Annotated in this window: 17 protein-coding genes and 1 riboswitch; of the genes, 9 read left to right on the plus strand and 8 right to left on the minus strand. The window is 74.5% G+C overall.

Annotated features, from left to right (window positions below; all coding sequences use genetic code 11):
• Positions 1 to 38 precede the first annotated feature (38 nt).
• The 4 genes from ABTY15_RS07395 to ABTY15_RS07410 all read left to right on the plus strand — a co-directional run bounded on the left by ABTY15_RS07395 (position 39) and on the right by ABTY15_RS07410 (position 4,257).
• Positions 39 to 920 carry an alkaline phosphatase family protein gene (locus ABTY15_RS07395; RefSeq protein ID WP_350577527.1) on the plus strand — a complete coding sequence of 294 codons (882 nt, stop codon included), beginning with the start codon at positions 39 to 41 and terminating at the stop codon, positions 918 to 920.
• Between the two features lie 5 nt (positions 921 to 925).
• Positions 926 to 2,287, plus strand: a complete 1,362-nt coding sequence (locus tag ABTY15_RS07400) for an MFS transporter (RefSeq protein WP_350577530.1) — start codon at positions 926 to 928, stop codon at positions 2,285 to 2,287.
• Positions 2,284 to 3,318: a TolB family protein gene (locus ABTY15_RS07405; protein WP_350577532.1), complete on the plus strand. Its 1,035-nt coding sequence runs from the start codon at positions 2,284 to 2,286 to the stop codon at positions 3,316 to 3,318. Before ABTY15_RS07400 ends, ABTY15_RS07405 begins: the two co-directional genes overlap by 4 nt.
• A gap of 132 nt (positions 3,319 to 3,450) precedes the next feature.
• On the plus strand, positions 3,451 to 4,257 hold the full coding sequence (locus tag ABTY15_RS07410; RefSeq protein WP_350577540.1) for a hypothetical protein: 807 nt from the start codon (positions 3,451 to 3,453) through the stop codon (positions 4,255 to 4,257).
• Positions 4,258 to 4,518: 261 nt separating this feature from the next.
• Here the strand turns inward: ABTY15_RS07410 and ABTY15_RS07415 are convergent, their stop codons facing one another.
• The gene (locus ABTY15_RS07415) at positions 4,519 to 4,815 is read right to left on the minus strand and encodes a DUF1330 domain-containing protein (RefSeq protein WP_350577542.1); all 297 of its coding nucleotides are present in this window, start codon (positions 4,813 to 4,815) and stop codon (positions 4,519 to 4,521) included.
• Positions 4,816 to 4,838: 23 nt separating this feature from the next.
• Positions 4,839 to 5,768 carry an EamA family transporter gene (locus tag ABTY15_RS07420; RefSeq protein ID WP_350577544.1) on the minus strand — a complete coding sequence of 310 codons (930 nt, stop codon included), beginning with the start codon at positions 5,766 to 5,768 and terminating at the stop codon, positions 4,839 to 4,841.
• Positions 5,769 to 5,897: 129 nt separating this feature from the next.
• On the opposite strand from ABTY15_RS07420, the gene ABTY15_RS07425 reads away from it, so the two are divergent.
• From ABTY15_RS07425 to ABTY15_RS07435, 3 genes are all read left to right on the plus strand, one after another.
• The gene (locus ABTY15_RS07425; RefSeq protein ID WP_350577546.1) at positions 5,898 to 6,410 is read left to right on the plus strand and encodes a MarR family winged helix-turn-helix transcriptional regulator; all 513 of its coding nucleotides are present in this window, start codon (positions 5,898 to 5,900) and stop codon (positions 6,408 to 6,410) included.
• A gap of 254 nt (positions 6,411 to 6,664) precedes the next feature.
• The gene (locus tag ABTY15_RS07430; protein WP_350577549.1) at positions 6,665 to 7,120 is read left to right on the plus strand and encodes a hypothetical protein; all 456 of its coding nucleotides are present in this window, start codon (positions 6,665 to 6,667) and stop codon (positions 7,118 to 7,120) included.
• Positions 7,121 to 7,202: 82 nt separating this feature from the next.
• Positions 7,203 to 7,649, plus strand: coding sequence for a prevent-host-death family protein (locus ABTY15_RS07435; protein WP_350577552.1), 447 nt, complete (start codon positions 7,203 to 7,205; stop codon positions 7,647 to 7,649).
• A gap of 354 nt (positions 7,650 to 8,003) precedes the next feature.
• Here the strand turns inward: ABTY15_RS07435 and ABTY15_RS07440 are convergent, their stop codons facing one another.
• Positions 8,004 to 9,227 carry an FAD-dependent monooxygenase gene (locus ABTY15_RS07440; protein WP_350577554.1) on the minus strand — a complete coding sequence of 408 codons (1,224 nt, stop codon included), beginning with the start codon at positions 9,225 to 9,227 and terminating at the stop codon, positions 8,004 to 8,006.
• A gap of 116 nt (positions 9,228 to 9,343) precedes the next feature.
• On the opposite strand from ABTY15_RS07440, the gene ABTY15_RS07445 reads away from it, so the two are divergent.
• Entirely contained in the window at positions 9,344 to 9,937 is a 594-nt protein-coding gene (locus ABTY15_RS07445; RefSeq protein WP_350577557.1) for a TetR/AcrR family transcriptional regulator, read from the plus strand.
• 171 nt (positions 9,938 to 10,108) lie between these two features.
• Here the strand turns inward: ABTY15_RS07445 and ABTY15_RS07450 are convergent, their stop codons facing one another.
• Genes ABTY15_RS07450 through ABTY15_RS07470 form a run of 5 tightly spaced genes read right to left on the minus strand, consistent with a single transcriptional unit; the run spans position 10,109 to position 16,773 of the window.
• On the minus strand, positions 10,109 to 11,476 hold the full coding sequence (locus tag ABTY15_RS07450; RefSeq protein ID WP_350577560.1) for a cobyrinic acid a,c-diamide synthase CobB: 1,368 nt from the start codon (positions 11,474 to 11,476) through the stop codon (positions 10,109 to 10,111).
• Between the two features lie 31 nt (positions 11,477 to 11,507).
• Positions 11,508 to 12,113 (minus strand): cob(I)yrinic acid a,c-diamide adenosyltransferase, encoded by a 606-nt coding sequence (cobO, locus tag ABTY15_RS07455; RefSeq protein ID WP_350577562.1) that lies wholly within the window; start codon positions 12,111 to 12,113, stop codon positions 11,508 to 11,510.
• A gap of 6 nt (positions 12,114 to 12,119) precedes the next feature.
• Complete coding sequence (locus ABTY15_RS07460; protein WP_350577565.1) at positions 12,120 to 14,276, minus strand: putative cobaltochelatase; 2,157 nt, start codon at positions 14,274 to 14,276, stop codon at positions 12,120 to 12,122.
• Positions 14,273 to 15,787: a cobyric acid synthase gene (locus ABTY15_RS07465; protein ID WP_350577567.1), complete on the minus strand. Its 1,515-nt coding sequence runs from the start codon at positions 15,785 to 15,787 to the stop codon at positions 14,273 to 14,275. The genes ABTY15_RS07460 and ABTY15_RS07465 overlap by 4 nt, the downstream gene beginning before the upstream one ends.
• A complete protein-coding gene (locus ABTY15_RS07470; RefSeq protein ID WP_502893439.1) occupies positions 15,784 to 16,773 on the minus strand; it encodes a cobalamin biosynthesis protein in 990 nt (329 codons plus the stop codon). Before ABTY15_RS07470 ends, ABTY15_RS07465 begins: the two co-directional genes overlap by 4 nt.
• 115 nt (positions 16,774 to 16,888) lie before the next feature.
• A riboswitch (cobalamin riboswitch) is annotated at positions 16,889 to 17,017 on the minus strand.
• Between the two features lie 252 nt (positions 17,018 to 17,269).
• On the opposite strand from ABTY15_RS07470, the gene ABTY15_RS07475 reads away from it, so the two are divergent.
• Positions 17,270 to 17,983, plus strand: coding sequence for a helix-turn-helix domain-containing protein (locus tag ABTY15_RS07475; RefSeq protein WP_350577570.1), 714 nt, complete (start codon positions 17,270 to 17,272; stop codon positions 17,981 to 17,983).
• The last annotated feature ends 20 nt before the right edge of the window (positions 17,984 to 18,003 follow it).

Consider the following 18,003-nt stretch of genomic DNA (forward strand, 5'->3'; position numbering starts at 1 on the left):
CCGGTAGCCCCCGCAGCCCCGACGCAACGGAGGACCTCATGGCCTTCGCACGACCCCGTACCCTCACCGCCCTCGCCACCGGACTCGGCCTGGTCGCCGGCTCGCTCGGCCTGTGGGCCGCGGGCGGCAGCGCGGCCGCCGACACCGTCCCGGCGCTGCCCGCGCCGGACCACGTCGTCGTCGTGATGCTGGAGAACCACGCGTACTCGCAGGTCATCGGCAGCTCCAGTGCCCCGTACATCAACAAGACGCTGGTGGCCGGCGGCGCCAAGCTGACCCAGTCGTACGGGCTCACCCACCCCAGCCAGCCCAACTACTACATGCTGTTCTCCGGCAGCTCGCAGGGCGTGACCGACGACAGCTGCGTGGACGTCGGCGCCCTCCAGGAGCCCAACCTGGCCTCCGAACTGCTCGCCGCCGGCCAGAGCTGGGCCAGCTACAACGAGGGCCTGCCCGCCCAGGGCGCCACCGACTGCCGGGTCGGCGACTACGCGCAGAAGCACAACCCCTGGTTCGGCTTCGGCAACGTGCCCACCGACAGCGCGTTCGGGATGGACGCCTTCCCGAGCGACTTCAGCACCCTCCCGAAGGTCTCCTTCGTCGTGCCGGACCTCTGCAACGACATGCACGACTGCTCGGTCGGCACCGGGGACGCCTGGCTCAAGTCCAACCTGGGCGCCTACGCGGACTGGGCGAAGACCCACAACAGCCTGCTCGTCGTCACCTTCGACGAGGACAACCGCCTGGCCGGCAACCGCATCCCGACCGTGCTGTACGGCGAGCACGTCACCCCGGGCTCCAGCAGCTCCGCCACCTACAACCACTACGACGTGCTGCGCACCCTGGAGGACCTGGCCGGGCTGAGCAGCCACGCCGGCAACGCCGCCTCCGCCACCGACATCACCGGCATCTGGAACTGACGCCGGTGTACGTCGCGGAATCCCGCAGCTCCAAGGCCCCCGTCGCCCCGGCCGGTACGCCGGGGCGGCGGGTCGCCGCCCTGCGCGCCGTCCCCGGGACGGTCCTGGTGCTCGGCACCGTCAGCCTGGTCACCGACGTCTCCTCCGAGATGGTCAGTGCCGTCCTCCCCCTCTACCTGCTGACCGGGCTCGGCCTGTCCCCGCTCGGCTTCGGCCTGCTCGACGGCATCCAGAACGGCTTCAGCGCGCTGGTCCGCCTCGTCGGCGGCCACCTCGCCGACCGGCGCGGCGCCGACGGGGCGGCCCGGCACAAGGCGGTCGCGGCGGCGGGCTACGGCCTGTCGGCGCTGTGCAAGCCGCTGCTGCTGCTCGTCCACACCGTGCCGCTGATCGGCGCCGTCATCGCCGTCGACCGCACCGGCAAGGGCCTGCGCACCGCCCCCCGCGACGCGATGATCTCGCTGGCCACCGAACCCGCCCACCGGGGGCGGGCGTTCGGCGTGCACCGGGCGATGGACACGGCCGGCGCGCTGCTCGGCCCGCTCACCGCCTTCCTGGTGCTGCGCCTGGCCGGCGGCCCGCTGCTCGCCGACGGGGGCGAACGGCAGGGCTACGACGCGGTGTTCGCGGTCAGCGCCTGCGTGGCCGTGCTCGGCGTGCTGGTGCTGCTGCTGTTCGTGCCGAATCGGCAGCCTGGTGACGAACCGTCAACTGTCGCCCCCTCGCTGCGGGACGGCCTCACCCTGCTGCGCCTGCCCGGGCTGCGCCGGCTCGCGGTCTGCGCCTGCCTGCTCGGCCTGACCACCGTCAGCGACTCCTTCCTCTACCTGCTGATCCAGCGTCAACTCCACCTGGACACGAGCCTGTTCCCGCTGCTGCCGCTCGGCACCGCGGCCGCCTTCCTGCTGCTCGCCGTCCCGTTCGGCATGCTCGCCGACAGGATCGGCCGCCGCCGGCTGTTCCTGGCCGGGCACTCCGTGCTGCTCGTCGCGTACGGGCTGCTGCTCTCGCCGTTCAGCGGGCTGCCCGCGGTCGTCTGCGTGCTGCTGCTGCACGGCTCGTTCTACGCGGCCACCGACGGTGTGCTCGCCGCGGCGGCGGCCGATGCCGTCCCGGCCGAGCAGCGCGGCGCCGGGCTCGCCCTGGTCGGCACCGGGCAGGCGCTGGCCCGGTTCGCCTGCTCGCTGCTGTTCGGCGCGCTGTGGGGCGCGGTCGGCGGCAGGGGAGCGCTGGCCTGGTCGGCGGGGGCGCTGGCGCTCTGCGTGCTCGGCGCGGCCGCCGTGCTGCGCGAGCCCGCCGCCGCGATGCCCGATCCCGACCCGGCTCTCGACGCCGTTCCAAGCCCTGCCAATGAGGTGGCCCCGTGAACCGACTCCAGAACCGGACCAGGGTGATCATCCTCCTGGTCGCCGTCCTGCTGCTCGGCACGGTCGGCACCGGAGCCGTCCTCTACGCCGCCGACCGCACCGCCCGCCGGGACCAGGCCCAGCCCGGCGGGCCGTCCGTCACCGAAGGCACCGTCACCCTGCAGAACCCCGGCAGCGGGCGGGCCATGGTCTTCCGCAACATGGCCTGGGGCCCGCACCGCGACGAACTCGCCGCCGTCCCCGCCGACCGGCCCGACGGCCCGCGCACCGCCTCCGGCGTCCAGTGCCTGCGCTTCTACGCGGCCGCCGGCACCGGCATCTGCCTCCAGGCCCAGCGCGGCGCCCTGGAGGACACCTACCGGGCCGTCGTCCTCGACGACCACCTGAAGGAACGCCGCTCCTTCCCGGCCGCCGGCATCCCCACCCGCTCCCGGGTCTCGCCGTCGGGCCACCTCGCCGCCTGGACCGTCTTCGTCAGCGGCGACTCCTACGCGGGCACCAACTTCTCCACCCGCACCTCCATCGTCGACGTCCGCGACTGGAACCTCCGGGACAACCTGGAGACCTTCGACGTGATCAAGGACGGCCACCCGTACCAGTCCCACGACGTCAACATCTGGGGCGTCACCTTCGCCGACGACAACGCCTTCTACGCCACCGTCGCCACCGGCGGCCAGACCTACCTCGTCCGCGGCGACCTCGCCGCCCACACCCTCACCACCCTGCACGAGAACGTCGAGTGCCCCTCGCTCTCTCCGGACGGCACCCGCATCGCGTACAAGAAGCGCGTCCCCGGACTGTCCCCCGACGCGCCCTGGCGGCTGTACGTCCTCGACCTCGCCACCATGACCGAGACCGCCACCGGGGAACAGCGCAACATCGACGACCAGGCCGTCTGGTCCGACCCCGCCACCCTCCTCTACGCTCTGCCCGGCGACTACGGTGCCGACCTGTGGACCGTCCCCGCCGACGGCAGCGGTGCCCCCCGCCGGGTCGCCCAGGCCGCCGTCGCCCCCGCCTACCTGGGCTGAAACCCGGCTTGGGTCGGGTCGCGTCGGGTTGCGCCGGCCTGCGTCGGGTGGCGGAACTTGGCGCGGTCGCTCCGCGTCGAGCACACTGACGGCGGCAACGGAATCGAACAGGGGACCGGGGGAACGACAACGGTGGACGGCATCCCACCCGAGCGCGCGGTGACCGACTCCTGGCCCGCCCTGCACGGCCGGCCCGTCCTGCGGCGCACCGTCGCCGTCGGACTCGTGCTCTGCGTGTCCGTCGCCGCGGCCCTGGTGGTCCGCGGCGTCAACACGCTCACCCTCGGCCGCGGCCGCGAAACCGACCGCGAACGCGCCGAACGCCTCGCCGGCCTCCACCCCTCCCAGCACCCCGGCGCCGGCCGCTACTACGTCCCGGTCGGCGCCGTCTACACCCGCACCTCCGACGGCGCCCCCGTCGCCTACCTGCACTACCGCCTCGGCGGCGGCAAGGACGTCGGCCTGGACGACTTCCTCCACACCTACGACCTCCCCGCCCCCGGCCCCGCCGCCCCCCTGCCCCCCGACCTCGCCGCCGCCCTCGGCGGCGACGAACCCCCCGAGGCCCCCGAACTCCCGGAGCCCACCCCCACCCCCACGTCGTCCCCCACCCCCACGTTGGTCCCCACCCCCACGTTGGTCCCCACCCCCACCTTCACCCCCTCGCCCACCCTCTCCCCGACCCCGGTCGACCCACCCACCGACCCGGACGCCGACCCCGACCCCGACGCCGACCTCGACGCCACCCCCGACACCCAACCCCCCACCCCCGAAGCCCCCACCCCCACCCCCACCGAGACCCCAACCCCCACCATCACCGCCACCCCCATTCCCACCCCAACCCCCGCCCCAACGCACACCCCCCGCCGCATCTACGTCGCCACCATCCCCGGCGGCCTCCCCGGCGCCGCCGACATCTACGTCCGCGCCACCGGCTGACCTTGCCGGGTTTTGGCGGGCTCCTGATCGGGCCGGGTCTGTTCGCCCTCGTCGCCCTGCCAGGCCGGGCCGGTGGGCGGTTACCGCTATTCGTTGGGCGCTGAGGACATCTCCGTCCGCGCCGTCGGCTGACCCCGCTGGGTGCCGGGTGCCGGCGGGCTCCTGATCGGGCGGCCTCATCTCTGAGCGGTTCGGCCGGGGATGTGGGTGTGCCCCGCCGGGGTGGGCCGGCGGGGCGGGGCGAAGGGGTGGGGTGGGGTGTCAGGCGGCGAGGGCGGGGAGGGTGGAGATGGTGACGGGGTGGCCCATGGTGGCGATGCGCCAGGTGGCGAGGGACTGGTAGGCGGGGGAGTGGTACCAGCCGTGGGCGTCGGCCTCGGTGGGGAAGGCGAGGATGGCGGTCTTGGTGAGCGGGGTGTCGCCCTCCAGGCTGGCCGGGGCGTCGAAGGCGAGCAGGTGGCCCTGGTAGGGCTCCAGGGTGGCGCCGACGTTGGCGAGGTAGTGGCCGAGCTCGGCGTCGGTGGTGGCGTCGGTGCGGGTGATGACGATGTAGTGCATGGTGCGTGCTCCTTGGTGAAGGGTCAGCGGGCGAGGGTGGCCGGCTGAGGGGTCGGGGCGGCGGGCGTGGCGGTGGTGACCGCGGTGGGGGCGGGCTTCCGGGCGGGTGCCTGGCCGACGAGCAGGGCGCCGAGGGCGAGCAGCAGGCCGAGGAACTGCCAGCCGGTGAGGGTCTGGTCGAGGACGACGAGGCCGCCGATGGTGGCGACGACGGGGTTGATCAGGCCGAGGAAGGAGGCCGGGCCGGCGCCGAGGCGGTCGATGCCGCGGAACCAGAGCACGTACCCGAGGGCGGTGCTGAAGAGTCCGAGGTAGCCGAAGCCGGCCAGGTTGGCGGCGGTGAGGGCGGGCGGCGCGCCTTCGACGAACGCGGCGAGCGGGACGAGGAGAGCCGATCCGGCGAGGAGTTGCCAGGCCGTCAGGTCGAGCAGGGTGGCGCCCTCGGGGCGGCCCCAGCGCCGGGTGAGGACGGTGCCCATGGCCATCAGGGCGATCGCGGTGACCATCGCGGCGATTCCGACGCCGTCCAGCCGCGCGCCGCTCTTGAGGACGAGGAGCGCGACCCCGGCGACTCCGACGAGGCCGGCGAGCAGGGCCCGCCGTCCGGGCCGGATGCCGAGCACGCCGATCGAGAACCCGGCGACGAGCAGCGGCTGGATCGCCCCGATGGTGGCCGCGACGCCGCCGGGCAGTCGGTAGGCGCCGACGAAGGTGAGCGGGAAGAACAGCCCGATGTTGAGCAGTCCGAGCACCGCCGCCCGCCCCCACCAGATGCCCTTGGGCAGCTTGCGGCCGAGCAGTAGCAGGAGCAGCCCCGCCGGGAGGGCGCGCAGTGCGGCGAGCAGCAGCGGGCGGCCTTCCGGCAGCAGCTGGGTGGTGACCAGGTAGGTCGTGCCCCAGGCGGCGGGGGCGAGTGCCGCGGTGACGGCGATGCCTGCGCGCTTCCGGTCCATGGGATCCCCCTCAACGTTGATTATCTGAACGTTGAGATAGTTCTACTCCCGAGGGTGAGTGAACGTCAAGTATGTGAATGTTAAGATAGTTGCCGTCGGGAGAGAGCTGAGGGAAGGCGGCAGACGACCATGCAGCAGCGCGACACCGTCGACGACATCGTCGACCAGTGGACCAGGACCCGCCCCGACCTCGACGTCGAGGTCATCGGCCTGATCGGCCGGATGCGACGGCTCAACATCCGGGTCGACAACGCCCTGCGGGAGTACTTCGCCTCGTGCGGCCTCGACGCCTCCGAGTTCGACGTGCTGGCCACCCTCCGCCGCTCCGGCGAGCCCTACGAGCTGAACGCCCGCGCCCTCCTCAAGGCGGCCATGGTCACCTCCGGCGCCATCACCAACCGGGTCGACCGGCTGTCCGCCAAGGGCCTGGTCGAACGCAACCCCTGCCCGAACGACCGCCGTGCGGTCCTGGTCCGGCTGACCCCGGCCGGCAAGGAGCTCATCGACGCCGCGCTCCCCGGCCACGTCCGCAACGAGGAACGCCTCCTCGCCGCGCTGGACGGCGACGAGCGCGCCCAACTCGACGGTCTGCTGCGCAAACTCCTCATCGCCCAGGGCGACACGGAGTCCCTGGGCGGCTGAACGCGCAGGCGAGAGAAGCAGACGCGAGAAGCAAGCGCGAGAAGCAGACGCGAGAAGTCGGCCGGGCCGACTTCTCGCGCGCCGGGCCCCCGGATGGCCACCGCCGGATCGCCTGCACCCTCGAGTGCCAGGCCCGGGGCTCGCTGCTCCCCACCCTCGTGCGCGGCATGCGGCCGCAGTGGCACGGTGGTTCGCGTGTCCACGATCTCCCCGGGCGCGTTATCCCGATGGGAACCGCGCCGAAGGAGAGCCCGATGAAGGACAGGACGCCCAAGGACATCGCCGTCGACGACCAACTGCGGGCGGCGGGTGCCGAAGGCGCCCAGTGGCTCACCGATGCCGGGTGGGGGCCGCCGGTGACGGTGCCGCTCCAGCGGGCCGCCAAGTGGCAACAGGACACCCGGGCCCGCATGTTGGCGGCGCAGGCGGACGAGTCCTGCACGTGGTGCGACCACCTGCTCTACGGCGGGCCGCAGCCGGTCGTCGTCCACGCCGAGCACCCGACCCACCTGATCTGCCGCGCCTGCTCGATCGTCGCCCGCCCGAGCCGCCCCTGCCTGGACTGCGGCAAGCCGGCCGCCTCCCAGTCCCCGGCGGACGGCCGCGAGGACGTCTTCATGGGCCCGGTGGCGATCTACACCCGCCTCCGCTGCGCCGCCTGCCACCGGGGCGACCCGCTGACCGGCACCTTCGGCAACGGTGCGTCCTGAGGTTCGGCGGGGGTGGACAGGCGGTTTGCGATTGACTTCGGAACGTGTTCCGAACTGGCGTTGCGGCATGTCGACTCTCACTGTGTCGTTCTCTGACCTGTCGAAGAACTCCAAGCGTGTCGCGGACACCGTGGAGCAGGCCCAGCGCGTGCACGTCACCCGCCGCGACGGGGAGGACCTGTATCTCACCACTGAGCGTCACGACCGTCAGCGCGAGGAGACTGCGGACGTCACCGCGCGCCTGTTTGCCGCGCTTATCAGTAGCGACGAGGGTGCGCGGGCCGTGCTCCTGGCCCTGCCCACTCTTTTTCCTTGGGTTAGGCATCTGTCGGCCGAGGAGGTGCGCGAGTTCGTCGTCGATCTGATCGACGCGACGCGCGATGTCGTGGAACCGGACGTGCACACCAATCTTCACCGCGTGATAGTCGAATGGCGTGCCACCGCAAGAATCCTGGCGGATCCGGACCTGGCGGCGGAGCTCACCAGGCCTCTTCCCGGCGACGATCACGGAGAGGTGACCGAGCCGTGAGCCCGAAGCGCGGTGACGATGTTCCGCCGCCACCCATCGGCGATGAGTGGCGGCTGCGGTTCGGTACGACCGAGGCCGCCAAGGGGTGGGGCGAGCTGTGGGCGGAGGCGGCCGGGAACGCCCGCCGCTGTTTCGAAGCGCTGCGAGCGAACCGCTCTCCATGCGGGACCCGGATCGGCAGCATCCGCTACGGGGGCGACTCGCGACCCGGGTACTCGGAGGCTCCGAGTTGCCGCAGTGGGAGTACGAGGTGACCGCCGGTGGGCGGTGCGGTATGTGGTGGATCAGGCGGCCCGCACGGTTCACATCGTCTATGCCTCGCCCCGGCATCCGAAGGACACCGACGCGTAGCCCTCAGGCCGCGCCGGTCAGGGCCGGGGGTTGCCAGTTGTAGGTGGGGGCGGAGCGGCTGAGGAGCGCGCGGTCGGGGAGGAGGCCGCCGAGGGTGAGGGCGGTGTCGCGGAGGAGGACGGCGGCGGGGGAGCGGAGGGCGATGAGGTCGCCGATGCGGCGGGAGCCGGTGACGATGCCGGTGGTGCGGGGGAGGCGGGAGGCGGTGTAGTCGGGGAGGGCGACGGCGGGGTCGGTGCCGGGGGTCAGACGGGAGGCGAGCACGAGGGCGTCCTCGATGGCCTGGCAGGCGCCCTGGCCCTGGAAGGGACACATGGCGTGGGCGGCGTCGCCGAGCAGGGCGACCCGGCCGTGGTGGTGGGCGGGCAGCGGGTCGGCGAGTTCCCAGACGTCGTTGCGCAGGACGCGGGCGGGGTCGGCCAGGCCGAGGAGCTCGGGGACGGGGGCGCACCAGTCGCCGAAGAGGCGGAGGAGTTCGGCGAGTTCGTCGCGGGAGTCGGCGCGGGCGCCGGCCGGGGCGAGGGCGGCGAAGTACAGGTAGACCCGGTCGCCGGCGAGCGGGACGATGCCGGCCAGCCGGCCCCGGCCCCAGACCTCGCCGGCGGCGGCGGGGAACCGGCCGGGGGTGGGGACGATGGTGCGCCAGGTGGTGAAGCCGCTGTAGCGCGGGCCCGGGTGGTGCGGGAAGAGCCGGGCCCGGGTCGCGGAGCGGATGCCGTCGGCGGCGACGACGAGTGCGGCGCTCTGCTCGCCCTCGGGGGTACGGACCACGGCGGGGAACGAGCCGTCCCCGGGGTCGACGAGCTCGGCGGGGGAGTCGGTGCGGACGGTGCCGGCCGGGAGGGCGTCGACGAGGGCGTCGATGACCTCGGCGCGGGCGACGGCGGCGATGGTGTCGCCGAAGTAGCTCTCGAAGGCCGCCGTGTCGGTGCGGGCGAGCCAGCGGCCGGACGGGCGGCGCAGGCCGACGGCGGGGTGCGGGGTGGCGAGGGCGCGCAGCCGGTCGCCGACGCCGAGGCGGTCGAGGCTGCGCAGGGCGTTGGGGGCGAGGGCGAGGCCGGCGCCGACGGGTTCGAGGGAGGCGGCGCGTTCGTGGACGGTGACCGGGACGCCCTGCCGGTGGAGCGCGAGGGCGGCGGTGAGTCCGCCGATGCCGCCGCCGATGACGATCGCCGGATGGGCGCCGGCGTGGATGTTGGCATCGGTGCGGGCGTCGGTGCTGACCATGGGGTCTCCTGTCGTCGAACTACAGCTGTAGTTGCCGGTGTCCGTACCGTACCACCCTGCGGACTACAGCTGTAGTGAGTTGGGGAAGGGCCGGGAGAACGGCCATGATCGGACGCATGACACCCCCGCGCCCGACCCTGATCGCCGACGCCGCCATCGCCCTGATCGCCGAACGCGGCCTGCGCGGGCTGACCCACCGCGCCGTGGACGAGGCGGCCGGCCTGCCCACCGGCTCGACCTCCAACCTCGCCCGGACCAGGATCGCCCTGCTCGAACTCGTGCTGACCCGGATCGTCGAACTGGAGTCCGGCGACCACCTGCTGCTCGCGGACGCGCCCCCGCCCGGCCCGCCGCGCGACCTGATCGTCCAGTTCGGGGCCGACGCCCTGCACCAGGCGCTCACCGCCGGACGCGCGCTCACCCTGGCCCGGCTGGAACTGGCCCTGGAGGCCACCCGCCGGCCCGAACTGCGCGTCGTCTACGACCGGTTGGGCGCGCGCTTCTATGACTACGCGGTCGTCCTGCTGGCCCGCTGCGGCTCCACCGAGCCCGCGGCCGACGCCCGCCGGCTGATCCGCTGGTGCGACGGGGTGCTGTTCAACTCGACGGCCGGCAGCGGGCACGCCCACCCGCCGACCCCGGCCGAGCTGCGCGAGGAGCTGGCCCGCTACCTCGGCACGCTGCTGGACCAGAGGCCTGCCTGGCGGTGAATCGCCCGGACCGACGGTGATCGTCTGGGCCGACGGTGATCGCCTGGACCGACGGTGATCGCCGGACGCGCTCCGCGATCACCCCTGCGCACGCGGCCGCGGAGGCCCGGGAGGTGTCCACCACCAGGTTCGCGTCCGCGTCCGCGCTCAGGCTCGCGTTCGGGTCCGCGTTCACGACGTGACGGTGTACGCCGCGGCCGCGGCCGCGAACGAGGAGGCCAGCGACGGCGATCCGGCCCAGTGCAGGTGCAGGTAGGAGGCGTGCACGTTGCCGCCCGCGAAGCCCTCGGTGCGCGGGCCGGTGGGCAGGCGCCAGCCCCAGGCGGGGAGTTCGCCCGCGCCCGGCTCGCAGACCGTGCGGTGGAACTCGTGCCCGCGCAGCCGGGTGCCGGCCCGGGCGAGCGGCGAGTCGTTGACGGCCACCGCCTCCCGGTAGCCGAGGGTGAGCCGCTCGGTCATCCGGGCCCCGGTGTCCAGCACGCCGCACATCGGCAGGCCGTCCAACTCCCGCCCCAGGTACAGCAGTCCGGCGCACTCGGCGGCGATCGGCCCGCCCCCGGCGGCGAAGGCCGAGATCGCTCCGCGCAGCGCCGTGTTGCCGCTCAGCTCGCGGACGTACAGCTCGGGGAAGCCGCCGCCGATGACCAGGCCGGCGGTGCCCGCGGGCAGCGCGTCGGCGTGCAGCGGGTCGAACGGGACCACCTCGGCGCCCGCCGCGCTGAGGAGTTCGGCGTTCTCGGCGTACGAGAAGGAGAACGCGGCGCCGCCCGCCACGGCGATCCGGGGGCGGCCGGCCACCGGGGTGACCTCGGCCGCCGGGCTCCACGGTTCGGCCGTCAACTCCGGTGCGGTTCGCGCCAGTTCCAGCAGTGCGTCCAAGTCGACCGAGGCGGCGACGAGTTCACCCATGTCGGCGACCGCCTTCAGCGCCTCGGCGGACCGCTCCACGGCCGGGATCAGCCCGAGGTGGCGGGACGGCGTGGCGACCGCCGCCGAGCGGCGCAGCGCGCCCAGGACGGGCACGCCGGAGCCCTCCTCCAGTGCCTCGCGCAGGAGTTGCTCGTGCCGGTCGGAGGCGACCCGGTTGAGGATCACCCCGGCGAGGCGCACCTGCGGGTCCCAGGAGGCGAAGCCGTGCACCAGTGCGGCCACCGAGCGGGACTGCGAGGAGCCGTCCACCACCAGCACCACGGGTGCCCGCAGCAGCTTGGCGACGTGTGCCGTGGACGCGAGCTCGCCGCGCCCGGAGGCCCCGTCGAAAAGGCCCATGACGCCCTCGACCACCGCGACGTCCGCCCCGGCGGCGCCGTGCAGGAACAGCGGCGCGATCCGCTCCTCCCCGCACAGGAAGGCGTCCAGGTTGCGGCCCGGGCGCCCGGCGGCCAGCGCGTGGTAGCCGGGGTCGATGTAGTCGGGGCCGACCTTGTGCGGCGACACCGCCAGCCCGCGCGCGGCGAGTGCCGCGATCAGGCCGGTGGCGACGGTGGTCTTGCCGGCGCCGGAGGAGGGCGCGGCGACGACGAGGCGGGGAATGTTCACGGGGCCGGTGCTCAACGGTCTACCACTCGATCTACCACTCGATGCCGCGCTGGCCCTTGCGGCCGGCGTCCATGGGGTGCTTGACCTTGGTCATCTCGGTGACCAGGTCGGCGAATTCGGTCAGCGGCTCGGGCGCGTACCGGCCGGTGATGACCACGTGCTGGCTGCCCGGGCGGTCCTTGAGCACCGACACCACCTCGTGCGGGTCGACCCACCCCCAGTGCATCGGATAGGTGAACTCGTCGAGCACGTAGAAGCGGTAGGTCTCGGCCGCGAGGTCGCGCTTGACCTGCTCCCAGCCCTCCTTGGCGGCGGCCTCGCTGTCCATCTCCATCTCGGTGGAGCGCTGGATCCAGGACCAGCCGGAGCCCATCTTGTGCCAGTCGACGGTGCCGCCCTCGCCCGAGGCGCCGAGCACGCGCAGCGCGTTCTCCTCGCCGACCTTCCACTTGGCGGACTTCACGAACTGGAACACCCCGACCGACCAGCCCTGGTTCCAGGCCCGCAGCGCCATGCCGAACGCGGCGGTGGACTTGCCCTTGCCGGGGCCGGTGTGCACGGCGGTGATCGGCTGCGTACGGCGCTGACGGGTCGTCAGGCCGTCGGCGGGGACGTTCTCGGGGACACCCTTGGGCATGTCGGCTCAGGCCGCCTTTCGCGTCGTCGTCATCACTCGGTTGTCACGGTTGCGGTTGTCGCGGTTCTCACGGACGAGCGAGGCGACGCCCTCGGCGCGCAGCTCGTCCAGGCTGACGGCGGTGCCGCCGAGCAGCCCGGCCAGCGTGCGGGCCAGGCCGAGCCGGACCGGGCCGGACTCGCAGTCCAGCACCACGCTGGCCGTCCCCTGGGCGGCGAACAGGCCTGCCGCGCGCTGCGATCGGACCAGTGCGTCCCGGCCGCCGGTGGCCCGGCCGTCGGTCACCACGACCAGCAGCGGGCGGCGGTTCGGGTCGCGCAGCCGCTCGACCCGCAGCACCTCGTGGGCCCGCAGCAGTCCGGCCGCGAGCGGGGTCCGCCCGCCGGTCGGCAGCGACTCCAGCCGGGCCGCGCCGACCTCCACCGAGGAGGTCGGCGGCAGCGCCAGCTCGGCGCCCGCGCCCCGGAAGGTGATCATGCCGATCTTGTCCCGCCGCTGGTAGGCGTCCATCAGCAGCGACAGCACGGCGCCCTTGACGGCGGTCATCCGCTGCCGGGCGGCCATCGAGCCGGAGGCGTCCACGACGAACAGCACCAGGTTGGACTCCCGCCCCTGGCGCACCTGTTCGCGGAAGTCGTCCTTGTGCAGCACCAGCGCCCGGGTGGCGCGCCCGCGCGCCACCTGGTGCGGCGCGGCGGCCTGGAGGGTGGCGGTCAGGTGCAGCCGGCTGAGCGTGCCCTGCGGGCGCCGGGCGCGGATGGTGTGCCCGCCGTCGGTCTCGGCGGGGGAGCGGCGGCCCTGTGCGCCGTGGCCGGTGCCGCGTACGGTGAACAGCTTCGTCCGGTACGGATCGCCGGCCGCGACCGGCGCCGACTCCCGTGCAGGGGAGGGGTGTTGGTCCGGTACGGGCTGCGGTGCGGGCTCCTCGGCGGCGTCGGAGGGCGCGGAGGCCTCCGGCCCGGCGGACGGCTCGGGCGCCCCGCCGCCGTCCGGGCCGCCGCCGTCGGGTCCGCCGCCGTCAGGACCGTCGCCGTCGCCGTCCCCGTCGGGCCCGTCGCCCTCCGGGCCGCCCTCGGGACCGTCCTCCGGCTCCGGCTCCGGCTCCGGCGAGGGCTCGGGCTCCGGCTCGCTCTGCGCGTGCTCCTCCAGAGTCCGGTCCAGCTGCTCCTCGTCCAGCCCCGGGGCGTCGAAGGGGTTGCGCCGGCGCCGGTGCGGCAGCGCCAGCTGGGCGGCCTTGCGGACGTCCTCCTCCAGCACCTCCGTGCGCCCGGCCCAGGCGGCCAGCGCCACCGCCGTGCGCGCCATCACGATGTCCGCGCGCAGCCCGTCCACCTCGAACGCCGCGCAGACGGCGGTGATCTGACGCAGCGCCACCTCGGTAAGCTCCACCTTGGGCAGCAACTCCCGTGCGGCGGTGATGTGTTCGGCGAGCGCCCGCTCGTCCTCGGCGTACCGCGCGGCGAAGCCGGTCGGATCGGCGTCGTAGCCGAGCCGGCGGCGGACCACCTCGGCGCGCTCGGCCGGATCCCGGGTGGCGGCGATCTCGACGGTCAGGCCGAAGCGGTCGAGCAGCTGCGGCCGCAGCTCGCCCTCCTCCGGGTTCATCGTGCCGACCAGCAGGAAGCGGGCGGCGTGCCGCACCGACACACCCTCGCGCTCGACGTACGAGCGGCCCATCGCGGCGGCGTCCAGCAGCAGGTCCACCACGTGGTCCTGGAGCAGGTTCACCTCGTCGATGTACAGCACGCCCCGGTGCGCCTTGGCCAGCAGCCCGGGCTCGTACGCCTTCACGCCCTCGGCGAGCGCCCGCTCCAGGTCGAGCGAGCCGACGATCCGGTCCTCGGCCACACCGACGGGCAACTCGACCAGCTGGGAGGGCCGTTGATGGCTCTCCGGAGCCGCGTGGCCGTCCGGGGTCAGGTGCGGCCCGTCCGGGCACTGCGGGTCCGGCGCGGCCGGGTCGCAGGCGAACCGGCAGCCGTCGACGGCGGCGATGGACGGCAGCAGCCCGGCCAGCGCGCGCACCATGGTCGACTTCGCGGTGCCCTTCTCGCCGCGCACCAGCACGCCGCCCACGGCCGGCGAGACCGCGTTCAGCAGCAGCCCGAGCCGCAGGTCGGCCATGCCGACGATCGCGGTGAACGGATAGCGGACGTCACTCATGCATTCTCCCCAGGTGCCCCGGGCGCCAGGAACGGCAGCGATCCGGCCGCCGGCACCCCGCCCTCGATCAGCTTCCACAGCGCGTCGGTGTCCGCGTGTTCCTCGATCAGGTCGCCGAGCCGGTCCAGGCGGGCCTCGCGGGCCTCGGCGAACGAGGTGTCCGGCGCCGGGACGAACGCCCGGCCGGCCAACCCGGCGACCTCGCGCAGGAGTTCACGGCGGAACCCGTCGTTCTCCAGCGCGCCGTGCCAGGTCGTGCCCCAGACCGAGCCGACCCGGCAGCCGTCCAGGAACGGCTCCCCGCCCTCCACGGCGACGACCCCGTGATGGATCTCGTACCCCACCACCCGCTGCCCGAAGGCCTCGCCGACCGGCCGCCCGAGCACCTTCTCGGCGCCGAAGCGGACGTGCGTCGGCAGCAGTCCGAGCGCGGAGACCTCACCCGCCTTCGACTCCACCTCGTCGACGATCCCGCGCGCCAGCATCTGGTAGCCGCCGCAGACCCCGAGGATCGGCAGCCCGGCCGCCGCCCGCGCCTTCAGCGCCGGCTCCAGCCCGCGCTCGCGCAGCCAGGCGAGGTCCGCCACGGTGGCCCGGGTGCCGGGCAGTACCACCAGGTCGGCGTCGGCCAGCTCCTCCGGCCGGGTGGCCCAGCGCACCAGCACGCCCGGCTCCTGCGCCAGCGCGTCCACGTCGGTGAAGTTGGACAGCCGGGGGAAGCGCACCACGGCCACCCGGAGCACGTCCGCCCCGAGCGGCCCGCGCCCCTCGGCACGGTCCACCACGGTGGTCAGGTCCAGCGAGTCCTCGGCGTCCAGCCACAGCCCCGGCAGCATCGGCAGGGTGCCGAGCACCGGACGGCCGGTCAGGTCGTGCAGCATGTCCAGCCCGGGCGCCAGCAGCCGCGCGTCGCCTCGGAACTTGTTGACGAACCAGCCCGCCACGTGCCGCTGGTCCTCCGCCGACAGCAGCGCCAGCGTCCCGTACATCGCCGCGAACACGCCGCCCCGGTCGATGTCGCCGACCACCACCACCGGCAGGCCGGCCGCGGTGGCCAGGCCCATGTTGGCGATGTCCCGGTCCCGCAGGTTGATCTCGGCGGGCGAGCCGGCGCCCTCGCAGACCACCACGTCGAACCGGCGGCGCAGGTCCGCCAGGCACTCCAGCGCCCGCTCCAGCAGGACGGGCTTGCGCTCGCGGTAGTCCAGCGCGCCGACCTCGGCGACCGGCCGGCCCAGCAGCACCACCTGGCTGCGGCCGTCCGCGCCCGGCTTGAGCAGCACCGGGTTCATCGCCGCCTCCGGCTCCACCCGGGCGGCCTGCGCCTGCATCGCCTGGGCCCGGCCGATCTCGGCGCCGTCGGCGGTGACGAAGGAGTTCAGCGACATGTTCTGCGCCTTGAACGGCGCGACGCTCACCCCCTGCCGCGCCAGCCAGCGGCAGATGCCCGCGGTGACCACGCTCTTGCCCGCGTCCGAGGTCGTCCCGGCGACCAGCAGCGCATTCGTCACGCCTTGCCCCTCCTCATCAACGCCCGGATCGCCAGGTGCCCCGCGACCGTCGTACCCAGCGCCAGCGCACCCACCCGCCGGGAGAGCGTGCAGGCCCGCTCGATGTCGTCCACCGTCACCGGCCGCAGCTCCGCGCCCAGGACGGGCCGGTGCTCGACCCGCTCCCCGTAATTCAACGTCCCGCCCAGCCGGACCCCGACCGCGCCGGCGAAGGCCGACTCCGCCTGGCCCGCGTTCGGGCTGGGGTGCGCCGAGCCGTCCCGCCGCCAGACCCGCCAGGCCGTCCGCGGCTCGGGCGCGGCGGCCACCGTCAGCAGCGCGGTCAGCCGGGCGCCCGGCCAGCCCGCCACGTCGTCCAGCCGGGCCGAGGCCCAGCCGAACCGGGCGTAGCGCGGTGAGCGGTGGCCGACCATCGCGTCCAGGGTGTTCACGGCGCGGAACGCCAGCAGCCCGGGCGTGCCCGCCAGGGCGCCCCAGGTCAGCGCGTTCACCACGGCGTCGGCGGTGTTCTCGGCCACCGACTCGACGACGGCGCGGGCGATCTGCTGCTCGTCCAGCGCGCTCGGGTCCCGTCCGCACAGGTGCGGCAGCCGCTCGCGCGCGGCCGCGAGGTCGCCCGCGGCGAGGGAACGGCCGATGGTGCGGGCCTCCCGGGTCAGCGAGGTGCCGCCGAGCACCGTCCAGGTCGCGGCGGCCGCCAGCGCGGCCCGGCCCAGCGGGCGCCGGCCCACCGTCCGCTCCAGGGCGACGGCCCCGGCCGCGACCGCGCCCACGCACAGCGCCGTGTACGCGGCGCCGGTCGCCCGGTCGTCCCGCCAGATCCGTCGTTCCAGCCTGCCCGCGGCGCTGCCGAAGACGGCCACCGGGTGGCCGCGGCGGGGATCGGCGAAGCGGGCGTCGGCGAGCGCCCCCGCGACGGCGCCCAGCGCGAACGCGGCGGCGCCGACCAGCGGGCGTGCGGCGGTCAGCGGGCGTGCTGCGGTCAACGAGCGCGCGGCCCAGCGGCTCGGGCGTCGAGTAGCGGGCCCGGTCCGGGCAGCCTGCATCGCGTGCGTGTCCTCACTCAGGGTCCGCGCCCTGGCTCGACGTAGCGGGGGCGAGAGTCTCCTGGCTTCCGGGTCCGACGCACCCCCGGGCCTTCCAGCGGCATCTGACGGCCCGCCGTGGCATCGTCCGAACGTGCTCCCCGGTGACAGTGGCGGGACCGCGCCGGACTCGCACCGGCTTCCTCTGCATGCCTCCGTTTGGCCCCAGGATCCCATCACGCGCCCGAACCGGGAGTCAACCGAGGTCACGGAGGGGTTGGTCACACGATGGGCGCCCGCCGGCGGGCCGGATCCGCCCCGTCACTACCTCCGATCCCTGCGCCCGCAGGGGCATGACACCCTGTGCGATCGTCCAGCCGTCCGGAGGAACCTCCAGGGCCGCTTCGTGTGTTCGGCGGCTGGGGCCCCCGTCCACCGGCACCTACCGTTCGTTCCCATGCGACGCAGACAGCCCCCCGCCCTGCCGCCGGTGCCGTTCTCGCCCGCGGCCGCCCGCGCCCACCGGGCCGGCCTCGGCCTGACCCCCGAGCAGGTCGCCGAGGGCATGGCCGCCCACGGCGTCCGGCTGCTGCCCCACCACGTCCTCGCCTGGGAGAGCGGCGAGCTGCGCCCCACCGAGGAGGAGTTCATCGCCCTCGCCCGGGCGCTCTGGTGCCCGGCCGCCCAGCTCATGGGCGTCCGCCCGGCCCGGCTGCGCGACCACCGGGTCGCCCGCGAACTCGGCCAGGAGGCTGCCGCCCGTCGCATCGGCGTCGGCCTGGCCACCTACCAGCAGGCCGAACTCACCGGGAAGTGGGACGGCGACGAGGACCAGACCCACGCCCTCGCCCAGGTGCTCGGTCTGCGGCTGAGCGAGCTCGTCGAGGTGACGGGCCGTCGCGAGGCCCTCGACCAGCGGCTGCGCCAGTGCGTCGACGGCCGCTGGCAGGCCCAGCTCCGGGCCGTCGCCCGGATCGTGCCGGTGCACCAGGACGACCTCGCCGCCGTCCTGACGGTGCTCCAGCAGGAGAACCAGGTCTCCTCCCACTGGGGCGCCGGCGGCTGGGGCTCCCCGGCGCCCGCCGCCCGGCCCGAACCGGCACGGGAGCAGTCGCTCGCCGAACGGTTCTGGGAACTCCTCGGCCGGGCCCAGACCGACATCCCGGTCTGAGTCGCGGTCCGGTCGTCCCC

The organism is Kitasatospora sp. NPDC097643 (genome assembly GCF_040302625.1).
Lineage (GTDB): Bacteria > Actinomycetota > Actinomycetes > Streptomycetales > Streptomycetaceae > Kitasatospora.